Raw genomic sequence first — 18,554 nt, forward strand, 5'->3', positions numbered from 1 at the left:
CCGGGGGAGCTCCCGGCGCGCTGGCGCGTGCCGGAGCCTTACAGCGCCTGGTCAACGACCGCTGCCGCGCGGTCGACGATCTCCAGTGCCCAGTTCAGCTGCTCCTCGGTGGTGATCAGCGGCGGGGCGAAGTGCAGGCGGTGGCCCGAAACCATCGGCCAAATGCCAGCCTTCTTCAGCTCGGCGCCGAACGCACCCATGGCCTCGCCACCCATCGGAGTCTTGGCCTCCTGGTCGCTGACGAACTCGATGGCCCAGAAGAAGCCCTTGCCGCGGACGTTACCCACGCTTGGGTGGTTCTCCGCGATCTTCTCCATCGCCGGGGCGATCACGCGCTCGCCCAGCTCGGCAACCTTCTCGAAGGTGTTCTCCTCGCGGTAGACCTTCTGCGCAGCCAGGCCGGGGGCACATGCCAGCGGGTGGCCGGAGTAGGTCAGGCCGCCCGGGTAGGGCTTGTCGGCGAAGCGCTGGTAGACGGCCTCGTTCATCATCACGCCACCCAGCGGCGCCATGCCGGAGTTCACGCCCTTGGCGAAGGTAACCAGGTCCGGCTGCAGATCCTTGCCGCCGTGCTCGTAGGCGAACATCTTGCCGGTACGGCCGAAGCCGACCATGACCTCATCGGCGATGTACAGCGCGCCGTGGCGGTCGCAGATCTCGCGCACGCCCTGCAGGAAGCCCTCCGGCGGGACGATGATGCCGCTGGAGCCCACGACGGACTCGATCAGCACGGCAGCCACGTTGTCCTCGTAGACCAGGGTTTCCTCCAGCGACTGCAGAGCGCGGGCGCACTCTTCCTCCTGCGTGGAGGAGTAGAAGGCGCTGCGGTACAGGAACGGACCCCAGAAGTGCTTCACGTCGCCGTCGGTGGTGGGGTTGCCGTGGCGGCGAGCCTCACCGGTGGCCATGATCGCGGAGCCGGTAGCGCCGTGGTAGCTGCGGTAGGCCGTCAGGATCTTGGACTTGCCGGTGGTCAGGCGCGCCATGCGAATGGCGTGCTCGATGGCGTCCGCGCCACCGTTGGTGAAAAAGATGTGGGAGAAGTCGCCCTGCGCTTGCTCCACGATTTCCTTGGCCAGTTCGCTGCGCACATCGTTGGAGAACGCGGGGTTCTGGTTGGTGATGCGCGTTGCCTGCTGCTGGATTGCCTCTACCAGCTTCGGGTGGGCGTGGCCCAGGTTGGCGCTGACCAGCTGGCTGCCCAGGTCCAGGTAGCCGTTGCCCTGGTAGTCGTAGATCCACACGCCCTCCGCGTGGCTGAGCGGCTGCGGGTTGATCTTCTCTTGCGCCGACCAGCTGTGGAATACATAGTTGCCGTCGTTGTCGCGTACCTGCTGCTCTGCGGTCTTTGCTTTTTCGGTACCGACGCCAACTTTCGCGCCGTCGAAGGTAGTGAACTCGGTGATGTTAGGGGGTAATTCAGTCATTCCCCCAGGCTACTCCTGTGTATTGGCATCGGCAGCGGAGGAGTTGCCTAAGACTGTTCCCGGGTGGCCTGCTCCGTAAAGCTCTCGTCGTAATCCTCGCTGTAATCCTCGCCGTAGTCTTCGTCGTCTTCGGCGCCTGGTTCGGCGAAGCCGAAGCGTTTCAGGCGTGCCCGGTCGGCGGCGGAGGAGGAGCTGGTCAGCTGCAGCAGCTCGTTGTAGATGCCGCCGCTGGTCGCCAGCTCCGCCGGGGATCCGACCTCGCAGACGTGCCCCTTGTCCAGGGTGACGATCTTGTCCACGTCGGCGATGGTGGACAGGCGGTGGGCGATGACGATGGTGGTGCGGCCCACCATCAGCTCGTTTAGGCCGGCCTGCACCACGCGCTCGGCCTTGGTATCCAGCGCGGAGGTGGCTTCGTCCAAGATCAGCACGGGCGCGTCCTTCAGCATCGCGCGGGCCACGGCAATGCGCTGCTTCTGCCCGCCGGAAAGGCGCAGTCCGCGTTCGCCGATCAGCGTGTCGTAGCCGTCCTTGAAGTGCATGATGAAGTCGTGGGCGAAGGCGCGTTTGGCCACCGCCACGATCTCCTCGTCGGTCGCGTCGGGCTTGGCGTAGGCGATGTTCTCCCGCACTGTGCCGGAGAACAGGGCGGGTTCCTGGAACACCACGCCGACGGAGCTGCGCAGCTCCGCAGCCGTCATGTCCGCCACGTCCTTGCCACAGACCTTTAGCTGCCCCTCGGTGGGCCGGTACAAGCCCAGCAGCAGGTTCACCAGGGTGGACTTGCCGCCACCGGATTCGCCGACCAGTGCCACCTGGTCGCCCTTGGCCGCCTGGAAGGTGACTTCGTGGATGACGGGCTCACCCTTGAGGTACTCGAAGCTCACGTGGTCGAAGTCGATCACCGGCCCGGTTTCCGGGGCGGACAGTTGCGGGCGCACGGCCTGGTCCACATCCTCCTGGGAGACCAGCATCGGCCCACCTGGGCGGGCGGCCTCCAGCAGGGGAGCGGTGGCCGATGGCTCCTCCAGCTCCTCCATGGTCTCGAAGTACTCGCGGGAGCCCGCGGCGGCGCGCTGCGCGGTATCCACCATCCAGCTCATCATGCCGGCCGGCTGGCGGGCCATCACCACGTACTGCAGCAGAAGCACCATGTCGCCGAGCGTGAAGTCGCCGTGCAGGGTGCGCCAGAACAGCATCAGGTAGATGGCGAAGAAGATGATGTTCATCCCGCCCATGCGCAGGACGTCCATGAAGTGCCACCAGCGGGATTGCTCGCGCGTCAGTTGGATCGTGTCGGCGAAGTGCTTCTGGAACAGCCGCAGCTCGCGCAGCTCCGAGACGAAGGACTTCACTACCTTCACCTGGCCGATGACCTCCGCGAAGCGCCCCTGGGCGACGTCGATGTGCTCGTTCTTTTCCTTCTCCCACACCATCCACTTCTTGGAGGTCAGCATGGTCAGGTACAGATACATCGGGAAGATGATGGCCAGCAGCAGTGCCAACGGCCAGTAATAGATCGCCGTGATGACCAGGATCATCACCACGGTGATCAGCATGGAGAAGAAGTTGTTGGCGAAAGACTTGATAAAGTCCGTTAGCCCCAGGATGGAGCGGTCCAGCCGGGAAATGATGGTGCCGGTGACCTGCTTGTCGTAGTAGCCCTGCGGGAGGGCCAGAAGTTTGGCGTAATAGCGGTTGGAGAGGATCTGGCGCATCCGCATCGCCATCACGTCGCCGAACCAACCGCCGATGTTGCGGATGATGGTGTTCGCCAGCTCCACCGCTAGTAGCCCGACCGCGAGCCAGATGACGGTCTTCGTCGCGTTTTCAATGGCGGCGTCGGAGACCCCTCCACCGCCGACGGTGTCCACGATCGTGTCGGTGGCCAACTTCACCAGGAAGGGTGTGGCCAGCGCCAGCCCCGCGGTGACGAGGCTGGTGATCATCACAATGATGTAGAACGGCCACAGTTCCTTGGTGGAACGCAGGATTCGGCTAAAGGCATTAATCACACCTAGCCAAGTTAATTGTTTACATGCGCCTTAGCGAATTCCGCGATGCGGTCCAGGGCCTCGTTGAGGATCTCTCGGGAAGTTCCGAAGTTGATGCGCACATGCCCCGCGCCCTGGGCGCCGAACATGGTGCCCTCGTTGAAGGCCACGCGGGCGCCTTCCAGTAGTTTCTGGCCCGGCTTCTCTTCCAGCCCCGGGACCTCACTAAGGTCTACCCACAGCAGGAAGCTGGCCTCGGGGCGGATGAACTTCGCGCCGGGCAGCACCTCCGGCAGGCGACGTTCGAGCAGATCCAGGTTGCCTTCCAGGTACTCCAGCTCGCTGTCTAGCCAGGCCTCGCCGTCCGTGTAGGCGGCCTCGGCGGCGACCTGCCCCAGCGTGGAGGCAGATCCGGTGCGCAGCGGGCTGACCTTCGCCATGGCCGCGCGGTCGTCCGCGTTGGTGAAGACCATCTGCGCGCAGTGCAGGCCGGCGGTGTTCCACCCCTTGGATGTGGCCAGTACGGTCACGGTCACCCGCGCGGCGCTCTCACTAAGCGTGGCCAGGGGAGTGTGTTTGTGCGGCGCGTAGACCACCGGCGCGTGGATCTCGTCGGAGATCAGGCGCACGTTGTAGTTGTCGGCCAGCTCCACCAGCTTGGCCAGCTCCTCCGGGCGCCATGCGCGACCCAGTGGGTTGTACGGGTTGCAGACGATCATCGCGCCCACGCCCGCCGGGTTGTCGGTGTTGGCGAAGGCGGCCTCCAGGGCCGCGTAGTCGAAAGCCCACTCCTCGGCGCCATCCTTTTCCACCTTGGTCATCTCCACCTCGACCTTCGGGCGCTTCACCGCGCTCGGCACGTCGAAGAACGGGTGGTAGCTCGGCACGGGGACGATCACGTCGGAGCCCTGGGGCGTCAATTCGTCGATGGCCGCGGCCACGCCCTTAACTACGTCCGGCACGAGCCGCACCCACGTCGGGTCGATCTGCCAGCCGAAACGGCGGTCCAGGAAACCGGCAAGGGCCTTCTCCACCGAGCCATTGCGGCGCTCGTAACCGAAGTACTCTCGGTCCACGCCTGTCTGGATGGCCTGCTTGACGGCGGGGCAGGTGTCGAAGTCGGTTTCGGCGACCCACAGGGGAAGTACGTCTTCGTCGTAGACGGTCCACTTCATCGTCCCGCGGGCGCGCAGCGTGGCGAGGTCGGGGACGGATACGGCGGAATCCTGCGGGCGGGTGTTCTGGGTGTTCTGGAGGTTCTCGGGGTTGTTGTTCTGGGTGGTTGTGTTCATAGCCTCCCACCCTAGCACTCTAGACCGAGCTGTCTAGTAGCCGTCTAGAAACGGCCTATTGCGGGCGCTGAATTAGCCCAGATTGAGCCCTAACGGCTCGGGTACAGCTCCGGATAATCCTTACGAATCTGCTGGTAGGCATCCTCCGCCACCTCGCGGGTCACCTCACCCCGCGCGGATGCATCCGTATCGAAACGCCGCACCATACGCCGCGAACCATAGTGTGGCCACTCCGGATCCTCCCCGCGGGCGAAGCGTGAGACGATCCCGTGAAACTCCGTCGCCAACGGCTGCAAGCGCTCCGCCGCGGACTCGCCGCAGAAGAATCGCACTGCCTCCGGCGCGACCATGAGGGCGTCAAACACCAAAGGCAGATCCGCGCAGTGCCAGGCCGATTGGCTCCCGTGAAACTCATAGGCCCAGCTCGTATCGCGTTTCTCCTCCATGATCGCCACGGCCCAGCGCTTGATGACCGAATCCCCGATGGCCATTCCCACCGGATGTGGTGACGCCCACCGCACCCGCGCCCCCAGCTTCCGTTCCGCGTACCACCCCAGCGCCTTGGCCGCTTGCCGAACCAGCGGGTTCTTGGAACTCAAGCGCTTGTCGATGGCGCGGGCGAAAGGCATTTTCGTGAACTCCTCGCGCAGGGTGCCGATCAACAGCGGCACGTCGCGCATCTCGCTGGGCCGGAAAGGATACGGCCCCACGGCACAGTCCGAACCGTAGAAGCGGGCGTAGCGTCGATAGGCGCGCTCCAATTGTTCAGGCGAGAGGCTGGCCAGGTGCTTGCTGGTCAGCGGGCCACCGAGGACCGCGCGGGCAACATGCTCGCGGCTCGGCCAGCCCTCGCGCGGGAACCCGGGGCTGAGAATCACGGCGCGGTGCACCAAGCCTTCGGTGCGCGGGTTGCACAGCGTCCAGGCCGTAAGTGCGCCGCCGGCCGACTGGCCCATCAGCGTGACCTGCTCGGGGTCCCCGCCAAAGGCCGCGATGTTGTCCCGCACCCAGCGCAAGGCGGCCACAATGTCCTCGGCGCCGCGGAAGTACTCCGGCTCGGTGTTCGGATCCGCCGAAGCGTCCACGTCGGCGGGGTGAGCCTCGTCTAGCAGGGGCAGGAAGCCCTCCAGGCGGTAGCGGTAGTTCACGGCCACGAACAAGCAGCCGTCCTCGGCAAAACGAATGCCCCGGTACCAGGGATCATCAGCGTGCCCCTCCTCGTAGCGGCCGCCGTGGATAAACACGATCACAGGCGCGCCAGTGGAAGCCTCGGTGGAATCCTCAGTGGCGCCGGCCGGGCAGGTGATGGAAAGGGATTGGCGAGTTGAGGCGGCGGAGGGGTGGGCATCATAAAAAGAAAAAGAAGGGGCAGCGCCCGGAGGGGCAAAGGGGCCGCTCGCTGCGTAAGGGATGGCCTGGAAGCGCAGGAGGGGGCCAGCGCCGTAATCGCGGAGGTAGCCACGGACGGTGCCCTGATCGGTGACCACATCAACGTAATCCATGGCCTCAAGGTTAGAGTGGGTGACCATGGATTACCTCCAGAACGCTTCCGAACTGCCCTACGAACTGCCGGACTTCGCGGCCGTCGACCTTGCCGAGCTGGTGCCCGCCTTCCGTACCGCCCTGGTGGACCATACCGCACAGATCGCGGCAATCGCGGACAACCCCGAGCCGCCCACCTGGGAAAACACTGCTGAGGCGTGGGAAGAATCTGGCCAGATGCTGCAGCGCGTACTGGCCATTGTCTTCAACTACGCGGGCACGAACGCCACCGACGAGGTGCGTGAGATCGAGGCGACCATCAGCCCGGAGCTGGCGCGGCACTTCAGCGAAATCTGGCTGAACCGGAAGCTGTGGGAGCGCATCTGCGCCCTGCCCGAGCAACCGGAAGGTAGCGAAGAGGAAGCCCTGCTGCGGGAGCTGAAGAAGAGCTTCATCCGCTGCGGCGCGGAGCTGGACGACACGCAGCGGGAAAACCTGCGCGACATCGACGCCCAGCTGGCCGAGCTGACCACTGCCTTCGGCGCGCAGCTGCAGACCGCCACTGAGGACGAGGCGGTGCTGCTGACCGACGAGGCCGAGGTCGCAGGGCTGAGCGCGGCGGATAAGGAGTACTTCGCCAAGGCCGCCGCCGAACGCGGGGAGGAAGGCTGGTTGATCCGCCTGGGTCTGCCGAGCATCCAGCCGGTGCTGGAGTCCCTGGAGAACCCGGCCGCGCGTGCGAAGGTGCACGAGGCATCGCTGAACCGCGCCACCGGCAGCAACGAGGCCACGCTGCTGCAGATCGTGCGCCTGCGCGCCCAACGTGCCGAGCTGCTGGGCTTTGCCAACCACGCTGAGTTCGTCGCCGCCGCCGAGACCGCCGGTAGCCTCGCGGCGGTCGAAGATCTGCTGGATCAGGTGACGCCCGCCGCCGTGGCGAACGCACACGGAGAGTACAAGCGGGCGCTGGACAAGATGGCTGTGAGTGGAGCCGGGAGCACAGCGGGCACGGAGGGCACAGAGGGCACCGTGGTCACAACCGGGCTCAGCGGCGCCGACTGGCTCTACTGGGATGCCAAGCTGCGCGCAGAAGAGCTGGACGTCGACGAAGCCGAGCTGAAGAAGTACTTCCCGCTAGAGCAGGTGATGGTCGACGGCGCCTTCTTCGCCGCCAAGCGCCTCTACGGCATCGACGTGCGGGAACGCACCGACCTGGTCGGCTACGCGCCGGGCGTGCGGGTGTGGGAGGTTACCGAGGGCGCCGATAGCGCCGATGGAGCCGAAGACAGCGCGCCCGTCGGCATCGGCCTGCTGCTGACCGACATGTACGCCCGCCCCACCAAGCGCGGCGGCGCGTGGATGAACTCCTTCGTCGAGCAATCCAACCTGCTGGGCAAGGCGCCGGTGGTGGTGAACGTCATGAACATCGCCGAACCCGCCGAAGGCGAGCAGGCGCTGCTGACCCTCGACGAGGTGCAGACCGTCTTCCACGAGTTCGGCCACGCCCTGCACGGCCTGCTCTCCGACGTGCGTTATCCCACGTTGTCGGGCACTAACGTGCCCCGCGACTTCGTGGAATTCCCCAGCCAGATCAACGAAAACTGGGCTCTGGAGCCCGCCGTGCTGCGCAACTACGCCCGCCACGTGGAAACCGGGGAAGTCATCAGCGGCGAGTTCGTCGACGCGATCCGCGCCCAGGCGAAGTGGGGCCAGGGGCTGGCCACCACCGAGTTCCTGGCCGCCTGTTGGCTGGACCTGGCCTGGCACAAGCTCTCCGCCGTGGAGGCGGAGAAGCTCGCGGCCACCGACGATGCCGCCGCCCAGGTGGAATCCTTCGAGGCCGAAGCCCTGGAGCGCGCCGGTGTGGACGTCAACGGAGCCCTCGCCCCGCGCTACCGCTCGGCTTACTTCAACCACATCTTCGCCGGCGGCTACTCTGCCGACTACTGGAGCTACCTGTGGGCGGAGGTGCTGGACGCCGACGGTTTCCAGGCCTTCGTCGATACCGGAGCTGCAGTGGGGGAGTCTAATGACGCCGCCGACCTCGACGACGATGATGTCCGCTTCGCGGGCGAGCGTTTCCGCCGCATCATCCTCTCCCGCGGCGCTAGCATCGACTTCGAAGACGCATTCTGGATGTTCCGCGGCCAGCAGCGCCGCGTGCAGCCGCTACTTGACCGCCGCGGGCTGAGCCAGGGGTAGGCGTCAAGAAAAATACAGAAGACCAACAGAGAAACAGGGAATCAGAAAGGGCGAGCGCCACCAATGATGGAATGGCTGATCAACGCGCCGGTGTGGATCCAAACCCCGCTGGTGTTCCTCGCCTTATTCGTGGTTTGCATGGTGTTGGCCTTAGTATGGCAGGTGATTGCGCTGCGAATTTTCCCCGCCAGCGCGGAGGAAGAGCGCGTGCACGGGGCGCTTTCGCTACGCGAGATGTGGGCGAGCCGCAGCTCGGTGCCGCTGGACGACGGCGCTAAGCGCAGCGCCGGAGACGACCAGAAGCGCTAAGACGGACCAGAAGTAGTCAGAAACAGAAACAGAGACAGTAGAGACGGAGAGGACTAGCAGCCGATGAAACACCACTCCAAGGTGCGCCAGGCGTTGGCCCTGCTGTTGGTTCTGCTGCTTGTGGCCTGGCTGGCCACCAGCGTTTTCTAGCCCAGCGGGCTTCCCGCGAGCGCGCTTCTAGCCCTCGCCGCGAGTGGCAGCCAGCACGTCGCGGGCCAGCGGCATATCCGCCAGATCCTCCACCAACACCGGGTTGCCCTCGCCGTCGCACAGCGGCACACGCCAGTTTGGGTACAGATCCTGCGTGGTGCCCGGCTGGTTCTGCGCCCGCAGGTCGACCACCAGATCCACCAGCGCGGCGCAGCGCAGCAGCGAAGGGGTCTGCGCAATGTAGCGGTGCATGGCGCGCAGGATGTACGAGACATCCGGGCGGCGCTCACGCCCATGCCGCGGATCGTCCAGCTCTTGGCGCAGGTCGTTGAGGAAGTAGCCCTCGCAGTCCATTCCGCGGAATCCGCCGTGGTGGGCGATGGTGCCCAGCACGTCGACCTGCCAATTGGCATCCTCGGCGAACTCGTCGTCCGCGCTGCGGGTCAGCACCCCCAGCTCCTCGCGCAGGTCGATGTGCCCGCCGCGCAGGTAGCTGGCGGTCGGGGGCAGGTCGTGTGTGGTCACGGAGGTCAGGCAGGTACGGCGGTAGGCCTCCGGCGGCTTCGCCCCGTTGCCGTCGCCCTCAAACCACACGATCGAGGTCCCCATCACGCCGCGGCTGGCCAGGTAATCCTGTACCCACGGCTCGAAGGTGCCCAGGTCCTCGCCGACCACTACGGCACCGGCGCGGTGAGCCTCCAGCACTAGCGCGCCGACCAGCGCCTCGTGGTCGTAGGTGACGTAGGTGCCCAGGGTGGGGGATTCCATGCGCGGTATCCACCACAGGCGGAACAGCCCCAGCACGTGATCGATGCGGATGCCACCGGCGGTGCGCAGGATCGTACGTAGCATGTCGCGCCACGGGCGATAGCCCTCTTCGGCCAGCTTCCAGGGGTGCCACGGCGGCTGCGACCAGTCCTGGCCCTGCTGGTTGTAGCCATCCGGCGGGGCGCCCACGCTGGCTCCGGGAGCCAGTACGTCGGCCAGAGTCTGCGCATCTGCGCCACCGGGGTGCACGCCCACGGCCAGGTCGGCCATCAGTCCGATACTCATGTGTTCGGTCAGCGTGTTCTGCGCGTGCAGTTCCTGCTCCTGGCAGAGCATCTGCATCCACGCGTAAAAGTCGCTGGTCAGCGCCGGATCGTCGGCTGCGCGCTCGCACCATTCGGTGAAGCCCACCAGCCCCTCGCCCTCGCGCTCGCGGAATGCACGCAGCTGTTCCGCACGCACGTCGCCGATCCCTGCGGAATACAACAGGTGAAGGGCCTTGATTTTGGACGCCACCACGGGGTCCCGATCCAACAAATCAGCCGTGTGGTTGCGCTTCTTCAGCGGGGCGGCGAGCTGCTCGATTTCCGCGTGCAGCTCGGGGTGCGCCGCGTACTCGGGTGTGTTCTCTACCCGGATGTAAATGGGGTTGGTGTAGCGGCGGGTGGTGGGCAGGTAGGGGGAATCCTCCACCGGGGGAGCAGCCTCCGCCGCGTGCATGGGGTTCACCAGTACGAAGTCCGCCCCGCCGAGCTTCTGCAGGGAATCGCTCAGAACCTCGAGAGTGCCGTAGTCGCCGATGCCCCAGGCACCGCGGTCGCGCAGGGAGTACAGCTGTGCCATCACTCCGGTGCGCGGAGCATCCGGCAGCTCCAGGGATTGGGGGGAAACCAGCAGGGTAGAAGTAGCTTCCGTGGAGTCGGCGCGGGCCTCTAGCTGGTGCCAGCCCGCGGGCAGGGCGGGTAGCTGGAATGTGGCGGTGCCGAAAGTGGTGGCGGCAGCTTCGGCGCCGACGGTGATGGGGTCTACCCACTCGTTGAGCTGCTCGAGGGGAATGGTCTCGCCGTCCTCGGTGCGGACTAGCACCTGCAGCGATTCGCCGTCGATGCAGTGGACGCGCAGGGTGCGCGGCCGGTCGGCGATGGCGGTGACGGTGGGAGGAAGCATGCGGCTGTAGCGGGCGCGCAGCAGGTCCTCGATGGCCGCCTGCGCAATCTCTTCGGTGAGGGCGCCGGGATCTTCGGGCAGATCCAGACCCAGCTCGCGGAGTGCGAAGAGCACGGTGCTGCTTTGGACCTCTACCCTTTGACCGTTCTGGCCGGTGTACCAGGTGGCCACGCCGCATTCGGCAGCCAGTTCGTTGAGGATTGCGTTGACATCGGGGGCGATCTGTCCGCCGGGTTCCACAGAGCTAGTCACAACTGCCATTGTGCAGGGCACCGGGCGCATCTTCCACTTTTCAGCCTTTTGCGAAAGAAGGGGCGGGCAGGCCTGTGGGGAGACAGCGGGGAGCCAGTGGTGAGCCAGTGAGGAGATGGGTGGGGCAACTGGTGTGGGGATTTTTCCCGAAGGTTCGGCGTGATGCACACCACTCATATATGGTTGTAGAAGTATAAGTCACGTTGAGGCTACGGGCGCAGCGACCGAAATTGCGCCCGTTATTCACGTAAAAACCCAGGTCAGGCAACTGTCAGGACATGAGCAAAGGGAGCAGCATGACGGAGTACACCTCTGAAGCCCTGTACACGATCGACGAGCACGAGACCTGCCTAACGGCAGTCCGTGACCTTGGCGCCGAGTCCCCGGACGGGGTGCTGTTTAAGCGTCCGAAGAACTTCGATTGGGTGGACGTCACCGTCTCCCAGTTCCTGGACGACGTTTACGCAGTGGCCAAGGGCCTGGTTGCCAACGGCATCGAGCAGGGCGACCGCGTGGTCATCATGTCCGACACTCGCTACGAGTGGACCGTGCTCGACTACGGCATCTGGGCTGCCGGCGGCATCACCGTGCCGATCTACCCGTCCTCCTCCACCTCCCAGTGCGAGTGGATCGTGGGCAACTCCGGCGCGAAGCTGGCCATCGCTGAAAAGTCCGGCCACACCACCCGCCTGAAGACCTTCGTGAAGGAAGGCGACCGCCCGGAGGGCGACAAGTCCGCGCACCTCAACCGCGTGCTGGAGATCAACAGCGGCGCCATCGACATCCTGGTTAACGACGGCAAGGAAGCCGGCATCGAGCAGGACGTCTTGGAAGAGCGCATCGCCAACACCCGCCACGATGACGTCGCCTCCATCGTTTACACCTCCGGCACCACCGGCCGCCCGAAGGGCTGCAAGCTGACCCACCACAACTGGCTGGCTGAGGCTCGCGCCATCCTGACCCACCCAGTCGGCCGTGCTGCTTCATTCGGTTACCGCAAGCTGACGTTCCTGCCGCTGGCTCACGTGTTCTCCCGCGCAATGGCACACGCTGCCACCGTCGGCGGCGCTACCCAGACCCACTGGAGCGACATGAGCACCCTGGTTGCCGAGTTCCAGCGCACCAAGCCGAACCTGATCTGCTCTGTTCCGCGCATCTTTGAAAAGGTTCACGCGGGCGTGAAGTCCAAGGCCACGGAGGGCGGCGGCGTCAAGGCTAAGATCTTCAACTTCGCAGAGCGCGCCGCAGTCGACTACTCGAAGGCGCTCGATACCGACGAGGGGCCGACGCTGAAGCAGAAAATCAACCGCGCTATCGGCGACAAGCTGGTCTATTCCAAGGTCCGTGAGGCCATGGGCGGTGAGCTGGATTACGCCATCTCTGGTGGCTCCGCACTGAACCCGGAGCTCATGCACTTCTTCCGTGGCGTGGGCGTGAATCTGTACGAGGGCTATGGCCTGACCGAGTGCACCGCCGCAGCCTGCACCAACTTCGCCCCGGATAACATCATCGGCACCGTCGGCCGTCCGTTGGGTGGCATCACCGTCAAGATTGACGACGACGGCGAGATCCTACTGAAGGGCGACATGGTTTTCGCCGGCTACTGGGAGAACGAGGAAGCTACTGCGGAAGCCTTCAATGAGGACGGCTTCTACCGCACGGGCGACCTGGGTAAGTTGCTTCCCGCTGGCCACCTGAAGATCACCGGACGCAAGAAGGAAATCATCGTCACCGCCGGCGGCAAGAACGTCTCGCCCGGCCCGATGGAGGACATCCTGCGCTCCGCTCCTCTGATCTCCCAGGCCATGGTTGTCGGCGACGATCAGAAGTTCGTCGGCGCCCTGATCTCCCTGGACGAGGAGGCTGCCAAGAAGTGGAAGGAAAACAACGGCATCGCCGAGAATGTTTCCATCCGCGAGCTGGCGAAAAACCCGGTCCTGCGCTCCGAGATTCAGGATGCGATCAACGAGGCCAACGCCACGGTCTCCCACGCTGAGGGCATCAAGAAGTTCCGTATCGTCCACCGCGACTTCACTGAGGAGAACGACGAGGTTACCCCGTCGCTGAAGCTGAAGCGCTTCGTCGTGGCGAAGAACTTCGCCGACGATATCGCCTGGATCTACAACTCAAAGTAAGTTAAGAAATCCGCTCCCCGACACCGGCCACGCCTCCGCGCGTGGCCGGTGTTCTTGTTTTAGAGTTGTCTGCGGTATCAACCAACACATGGGCGTGACGGGCCCAGGGGAGAGGAGAACGCGTGCACTACGATGCTGCCCTGCGCGTTCGCGAGCTCACCCAAAATATCTACGATATCGGCGACGAGATCGCCGATTACATCAACCACGTCTCCCAGGCTATTGCCGATTGGGATGCCGACCTTGCAGAAGACTGCCTGCTGGAGCTGGAAGAGATCGTCGCGGAGGGGCGCGCCGAAGTGCGCCCCGGCCTGTCCGAGCTCAACGGCCTGCGCCAGGCTTTCGTCTCCGGCGTGCGCGCCGGCAGCATGTCCGGCGTGACCCCGTCACGCACCCCTCGCGCCCTCGGCGGCAGCGTTGCGCACGGCAGCGACTACCCGCACCCCGGCCGCACCTTGAGTTTTATGCACAAGAAGCCCGGCGCGTCCGCCCGCCGTTCTCTTTCTGACGCCACCACCCCAGCCGCCGCCGACGCCAGCGACCCTCGCAGTGCCCGTGGCGCGGAGTTCGCTGATACTTCCACCGAGCAGGCGCCGGCGACGATGGCCTCCACGGCCTCCTGGCGCATGTGGCTGCGCGAGCAGGCCGAGCGTATCCGCGCGGACCTGCGCGAGGTGGAGGACTGGGTGATCAACCAGACGCAGTGCGCCCTGGAATCCCAGTCCGTGCTGCTGCCGCAGGCATACGTGAAGGCCGAGCAGCGCACCATCGAGCTGGTGGGCCACTGGCGGGAGGTTATCGCCCGCCAGCCGGAGTTGGCCGCGGGTATGCGCGGCGAGGCGCCGCCGGAGTTCCTGGCAGAGCGCGCCCGGGTCGAGGAGATCGTCGGCCGCCTGCAGCGGCGCAAGCGCGGCACTGCGGTCTAGCGCCAGGACCGCCAGCACTGCTAGTATTATGCACGTAGTATGCATGGCCTTTATATCCACGTTCCCTTTTGCTCCACCCGCTGTGGTTACTGCGATTTCAACACCTACACCCCGCAGGAGCTCAGCGCGGCCGACGGCGGCGCTGTAGAGGGCAACACCATCCCCGGCTACCTGGATGCCCTGGAACGCGAGCTAGAGATTGCCGCCGAGGTGTGGGATTACCCCGGCGAGGTGCAGACTGTCTTCTTCGGTGGCGGCACGCCTTCCATGCTGGGGCACGAGGGGCTGGCCCGGGCGCTGAACGCCGCCCGTCGCACGGTGGGGTTGGCGGCGGACGCGGAGGTCACTACTGAGGCCAACCCGGAATCCACCAGCCCGGAGTTCTTCACAGGCCTGCGCGAGGCCGGCTTCAACCGTATCTCCTTGGGCATGCAGTCCGCGATGGGGCACGTGCTGAAGGTGCTGGAGCGCCAGCACACCCCAGGCCGCCCGATTGAGGCCACCCGCGAGGCCAAGCGGGCCGGTTTCGAGCACATCAACCTCGACGTCATCTACGGCACCCCCACCGAGACCGACGACGACCTGCAGCGCACCCTCGACGCGGTACTGGAGGCAGACGTCGACCACGTCTCCGCCTACTCCCTGATCGTGGAGGACGGCACGGCCATGGCGCGCAAGGTGCGGCGCGGCGAGCTGCCCGCCCCGGATGAGGACACCCTGGCGGATCGTTATGACGCCATCGACGCCCGCCTGCGGGATGCCGGATTTAACTGGTACGAGGTCTCTAACTGGGCCAAACCCGGCGGCGAATGCCAGCACAACCTGATCTATTGGCGCTCCGGGCAGTGGTGGGGAGCAGGCCCCGGCGCCCACGGATGTGTGCGGCTGCGCGGGGAAGGGCACAGCGAGTCAGGGCTGGTGAGGTTGGTGAATGCGAAGCGTCCGGCGACCTATTGGAATGGGCTGCTGGGTGAGGCCGAAGGGGCGTCAATAGGAAAGGACGGCCTACCCGTGCCAGGGGCGGTGGTGACGACCGAGCGCCTCAGCGACGACGACCTGCGCACAGAACAGGTGATGCTGCGGCTGCGGCTGGCCGAGGGGCTGGATCTGGAAGAGCTGGTGGACGGAACCGACGGTGCTCGCAGTGCTCGCAGCGCTCAGAATGCTAACCCCGCCCGGAACGCCGAGCTGGGACAGGTGATCGAGCGCTACACGGGACTGGGGCTGCTGGATAAACACGGTGAGCGCCTAAGATTGACGGATAAAGGGCGCTACCTGGCCGACGGGATCGTCACGGACATCGTGTTGGCGCTCGGGCTTTAAGGGCTATTAGAGGCTAATCGGACTCACGCGAGGAGTGAAGGATTTGTCGAGCGGAACTGAACACAGAAGGAACCAGGTGCTGCGGGCGATCGTCAGCGACTTCATCGCCTCGCACGAACCGGTGGGCTCGAAGATGCTGGTGGATAAGCACCAGCTGGGTGTTTCCTCCGCGACGATCCGCAACGACATGGCGGTGCTGGAGGCCGAGGGCTACATCACCCAGCAGCACGCCTCCTCCGGACGCATCCCCACGGTGAAGGGCTACCGTCGCTTCGTGGACGGCATCAACGAGGTCAAGCCGCTGAGCGCCCCGGAGCGCCGCGCGATTCTGGACTTCCTGGAACACGGCGTGGACCTAGAGGACGTGCTGCGCCGCAGCGTGCAGCTGCTATCCCAGCTGACCCGCCAGGTGGCCGTGGTGCAGATGCCGGACCTGCGGCGCGGGCGGGTTAAGCACTGCGAGCTGGTGAAGCTGGGCAGCCACCGCATCTTGCTGGTGTTGATCACCGACACCGGGCGCGTGGATCAGCGCAACGTGGATCTAGGCCAGCCGATCAGCGACGACGACCTGCCGCGGCTGCGCGACCTGGTGAACTCCGCGATGGTGGGGCGCACCCTGGACGACGCATGCACGAACATCGCCGCCCTGGCCAACGAGGCCAAGGGCAACAGCATGCCCGAGGAGCTGCGCGACGTGGCACTCGTGGTGACGACCGTATTGGTGGAGACCCTGCTGGAGCGCCCAAACGACCGGCTGATCCTGGCGGGCACGCCCAACCTGATGCGTACCAGCGAGCTCAACCCCGTGGTGGAGGCGCTGGAAGAGCAGGTGGTGGTGCTGAAGCTGCTCAATAGCGTGCGCGACCTGCAGGTGCAGGTGAGCATCGGCGAGGAGAACGAGGACGAGGAGCTGCGCGGCGCCTCCGTTGTATCCACAGGCTACGGCAACGCCAACGCGGTGCTCGGCGGAATGGGAGTGGTGGGGCCAACCCACCTGGACTACTCCGGCACCATTTCTTCTGTGACCGCCGTGGCGCACTACGTCTCGCGGATTTTGAGCGAGGAGTAGGAATAGTAGGATAGTGCAGTTGGTTAAGCACTAAAGACTGCAAGCAGCTTCAAGATAGACGTGAAAAGGACCCGCTGAACGTGGCTCGAGACTATTACGGAATCCTCGGTGTGGATCGCGACGCTACGGACGCCGAAATTAAGAAGGCGTACCGCCGCCTGGCGCGCAAGTACCACCCGGACGTCAACCCCTCCGAGGAGGCTGCGGAGAAGTTCCGCGAGGCCTCCCTGGCCCAGGAGGTACTGACGGACCCGCAGAAGCGCCAGATCGTGGACGCTGGTGGCGACCCGGAGGAGCAGGGCTTCGGCCAGCCGGGTGCCGGTGGATTCGGGGGCTTCTCCGGCGGCGGCCTGGGCGACATCTTCGACGCATTCTTCGGCGGTGGCGGCGGCGCACGTGGCCCGCGCGAGTCCCGCGTGCGCCGCGGCAACGATGCGCTGGTGCACCTGGAGGCCACGCTGGAGGAGATCTACGCGGGCATCGACCGCGAGATCACCGTGGAAACCGCCGTGCTGTGCGACGTGTGCGACGGCTCGGGCTCGGCCTCCAAGGCCGCGCCGGTGACCTGTCCGACCTGTCAGGGCGCAGGCGAGGTTATGGAGCTGCAGAATTCCATGCTGGGCCGCGTGCAGGTGCGCCGCGCCTGCCACCGCTGTGCGGGCACGGGCGAGGTTATCCAGGATCCCTGTGAAAACTGCGCAGGCGACGGGCGTGTGCGCGACCGCCAGACCCTCAAGGTTTCCATCCCCGCCGGCATTTCCGACGGCATGCGCCTGCGCATGAGCGGCAAGGGTGAGGTCGGCCCGGGCGGCGGCCCGGCAGGCGACCTGTACGTGGAGGTGCACACCACCGAGCACCCGTACTTCATCCGCGAATCCGACGACCTGCACGTGAACCTGCAGGTGCCGGCGGTGGACGCCGCCCTGGGTACCTCCGTGGAGGTCAAGCTGCTGGACGATTCCATCGCAACCGTCGACATCGCGCCGGGAACCCAGCCGGATGCCACCATCCGCCTGTCCGAAAAGGGCATGCCGCACCTGCGCCGCGAGGGCCACGGTTCCCTGATCGCCCACGTGGAGGTCCTGATCCCCACCGACCTCAACCACAAGCAGCGCGACCTGCTGGAGAAGCTGCGCGAGGCCAGCTCCCAGAACGCTGGCGTGGCCTCGAAGGACGAGTCCCACAGCGGCTTCTTCTCCCGCCTGCGCTCGAAGTTTGGCCGCTAACCCATGACGGATCCGGTGTTCATCCACCCCATCCCTGAGCCGGTCGCGGTCGGGGATCGTTTCCGCCTGACCGGCGCGGAGGCCAAGCACGCTTCCGTCAAGCGCCTCGAGGTGGGAGAGGGGTTGGTCGTCACCGATGGCGCTGCGCGCGCCGTGCAAGGTTCTTTTCTTGGTGACGCCACCGTGGAGGTCGCCGACATTCTTGAGCTGCCCACCCCGCACCCGCGGGTGACGGTGGTGCAGGCGATCCCAAAGTCCGATAGGGCGGAGCTGGCCGTGGATCTGGCGGTGCAGGCGGGCGCGAATCGGATTGTGCCGTGGGCCGCCCGCAGGGCTATCGCCAAGTGGGACGGCAAGGAGGCCAAGGCGCACGCGAAGTGGGAGAACGCGGCCCGCGCGGCCGCCAAGCAGTCCCGGCGCCTGCAGATCCCGGAGGTTACCCAGCTGGTGCGCAGCCCGCAGGAGCTGGCGCGGGTGCTGGGGCTGGGGGAGGCCGGCACCGCTGCGAGCGGCGTCGGCGGTGGCAGCGGCAGCGGCACCAGCACCGTCCGCGTGCTGGTGCTGCACGAGGAAGCCACCGAGCCGCTGCCCGCGGCCGTCACCGCGGCGGTGAATACCGCCAGCGCTAACGGCAGCGAAGCTGCCGCAACCGAGATTGCCCTCGTCGTCGGCCCCGAGGGCGGCATCAGCCCGGAGGAACTCGCCGAGTTCGAGCAGCTGGGGGCCACCCCGGTTCGCCTGGGGCCGGAGGTTTTGCGTACCGCCACCGCAGCCGCCGTCGCGCTGGGAGCCATCGGCGCTGTTACGGACCGTTGGCGGTAGGATCGATACA

Annotated in this window: 13 protein-coding genes; 8 read left to right on the forward strand and 5 right to left on the reverse strand. The window is 65.7% G+C overall.

All coding sequences use genetic code 11. The annotated features are described in order from the left end of the window. Positions 1-38: 38 nt before the first annotated feature. The 4 genes from MHX66_RS05885 to MHX66_RS05900 all read right to left on the reverse strand — a co-directional run bounded on the left by MHX66_RS05885 (position 39) and on the right by MHX66_RS05900 (position 6,215). Complete coding sequence (locus MHX66_RS05885; RefSeq protein WP_239201136.1) at positions 39-1,427, reverse strand: aspartate aminotransferase family protein; 1,389 nt, start codon at positions 1,425-1,427, stop codon at positions 39-41. A gap of 47 nt (positions 1,428-1,474) precedes the next feature. Beyond that, entirely contained in the window at positions 1,475-3,442 is a 1,968-nt protein-coding gene (locus MHX66_RS05890) for an ABC transporter ATP-binding protein (protein WP_239201138.1), read from the reverse strand. An 11-nt stretch (positions 3,443-3,453) separates the two neighbouring features. Next, entirely contained in the window at positions 3,454-4,713 is a 1,260-nt protein-coding gene (locus tag MHX66_RS05895; protein WP_239201139.1) for a MalY/PatB family protein, read from the reverse strand. A gap of 89 nt (positions 4,714-4,802) precedes the next feature. After that, the gene (locus tag MHX66_RS05900; RefSeq protein ID WP_239201140.1) at positions 4,803-6,215 is read right to left on the reverse strand and encodes a carboxylesterase family protein; all 1,413 of its coding nucleotides are present in this window, start codon (positions 6,213-6,215) and stop codon (positions 4,803-4,805) included. Between the two features lie 25 nt (positions 6,216-6,240). Between MHX66_RS05900 and MHX66_RS05905 the strand changes: the two genes are divergently transcribed. Beyond that, entirely contained in the window at positions 6,241-8,397 is a 2,157-nt protein-coding gene (locus MHX66_RS05905) for a M3 family metallopeptidase (RefSeq protein WP_239201141.1), read from the forward strand. Between the two features lie 63 nt (positions 8,398-8,460). Then, positions 8,461-8,706 (forward strand): hypothetical protein, encoded by a 246-nt coding sequence (locus MHX66_RS05910; protein WP_239201142.1) that lies wholly within the window; start codon positions 8,461-8,463, stop codon positions 8,704-8,706. A gap of 177 nt (positions 8,707-8,883) precedes the next feature. On the opposite strand, the gene MHX66_RS05915 is transcribed toward MHX66_RS05910, so the two are convergent. Then, complete coding sequence (locus tag MHX66_RS05915; protein ID WP_239201143.1) at positions 8,884-11,052, reverse strand: 4-alpha-glucanotransferase; 2,169 nt, start codon at positions 11,050-11,052, stop codon at positions 8,884-8,886. 287 nt (positions 11,053-11,339) lie between these two features. Between MHX66_RS05915 and MHX66_RS05920 the strand changes: the two genes are divergently transcribed. The 6 genes from MHX66_RS05920 to MHX66_RS05945 all read left to right on the forward strand — a co-directional run bounded on the left by MHX66_RS05920 (position 11,340) and on the right by MHX66_RS05945 (position 18,544). Beyond that, positions 11,340-13,178: a long-chain fatty acid--CoA ligase gene (locus tag MHX66_RS05920; protein ID WP_239201200.1), complete on the forward strand. Its 1,839-nt coding sequence runs from the start codon at positions 11,340-11,342 to the stop codon at positions 13,176-13,178. A 122-nt stretch (positions 13,179-13,300) separates the two neighbouring features. After that, on the forward strand, positions 13,301-14,104 hold the full coding sequence (locus MHX66_RS05925) for a hypothetical protein (protein ID WP_239201144.1): 804 nt from the start codon (positions 13,301-13,303) through the stop codon (positions 14,102-14,104). A gap of 39 nt (positions 14,105-14,143) precedes the next feature. Then, entirely contained in the window at positions 14,144-15,427 is a 1,284-nt protein-coding gene (hemW, locus tag MHX66_RS05930; RefSeq protein ID WP_239201149.1) for a radical SAM family heme chaperone HemW, read from the forward strand. Positions 15,428-15,470: 43 nt separating this feature from the next. Continuing rightward, positions 15,471-16,496, forward strand: a complete 1,026-nt coding sequence (gene hrcA / locus MHX66_RS05935; protein WP_239201150.1) for a heat-inducible transcriptional repressor HrcA — start codon at positions 15,471-15,473, stop codon at positions 16,494-16,496. A gap of 80 nt (positions 16,497-16,576) precedes the next feature. Next, the gene (dnaJ, locus tag MHX66_RS05940; RefSeq protein WP_239201151.1) at positions 16,577-17,722 is read left to right on the forward strand and encodes a molecular chaperone DnaJ; all 1,146 of its coding nucleotides are present in this window, start codon (positions 16,577-16,579) and stop codon (positions 17,720-17,722) included. Between the two features lie 3 nt (positions 17,723-17,725). Continuing rightward, positions 17,726-18,544 carry a 16S rRNA (uracil(1498)-N(3))-methyltransferase gene (locus tag MHX66_RS05945; protein WP_239201153.1) on the forward strand — a complete coding sequence of 273 codons (819 nt, stop codon included), beginning with the start codon at positions 17,726-17,728 and terminating at the stop codon, positions 18,542-18,544. The last annotated feature ends 10 nt before the right edge of the window (positions 18,545-18,554 follow it).

Origin of the sequence: Corynebacterium sp. ACRPH, assembly GCF_022347285.1 — a bacterium.
Lineage (GTDB): Bacteria > Actinomycetota > Actinomycetes > Mycobacteriales > Mycobacteriaceae > Corynebacterium.

Bases quoted from the DNA above. Each gene is read 5' to 3' on its own strand.
- MHX66_RS05905 (WP_239201141.1), top strand. From the start codon at position 6,241: ATGGATTACCTCCAGAACGCTTCCGAACTGCCCTACGAACTGCCGGAC.
- MHX66_RS05920 (WP_239201200.1), top strand. From the start codon at position 11,340: ATGACGGAGTACACCTCTGAAGCCCTGTACACGATCGACGAGCACGAG.
- MHX66_RS05895 (WP_239201139.1), bottom strand. From the start codon at position 4,713: ATGAACACAACCACCCAGAACAACAACCCCGAGAACCTCCAGAACACC.
- MHX66_RS05910 (WP_239201142.1), top strand. From the start codon at position 8,461: ATGATGGAATGGCTGATCAACGCGCCGGTGTGGATCCAAACCCCGCTG.
- MHX66_RS05885 (WP_239201136.1), bottom strand. From the start codon at position 1,427: ATGACTGAATTACCCCCTAACATCACCGAGTTCACTACCTTCGACGGC.
- MHX66_RS05915 (WP_239201143.1), bottom strand. From the start codon at position 11,052: ATGGCAGTTGTGACTAGCTCTGTGGAACCCGGCGGACAGATCGCCCCC.
- hemW (WP_239201149.1), top strand. From the start codon at position 14,144: ATGCATGGCCTTTATATCCACGTTCCCTTTTGCTCCACCCGCTGTGGT.
- MHX66_RS05900 (WP_239201140.1), bottom strand. From the start codon at position 6,215: ATGGATTACGTTGATGTGGTCACCGATCAGGGCACCGTCCGTGGCTAC.
- MHX66_RS05945 (WP_239201153.1), top strand. From the start codon at position 17,726: ATGACGGATCCGGTGTTCATCCACCCCATCCCTGAGCCGGTCGCGGTC.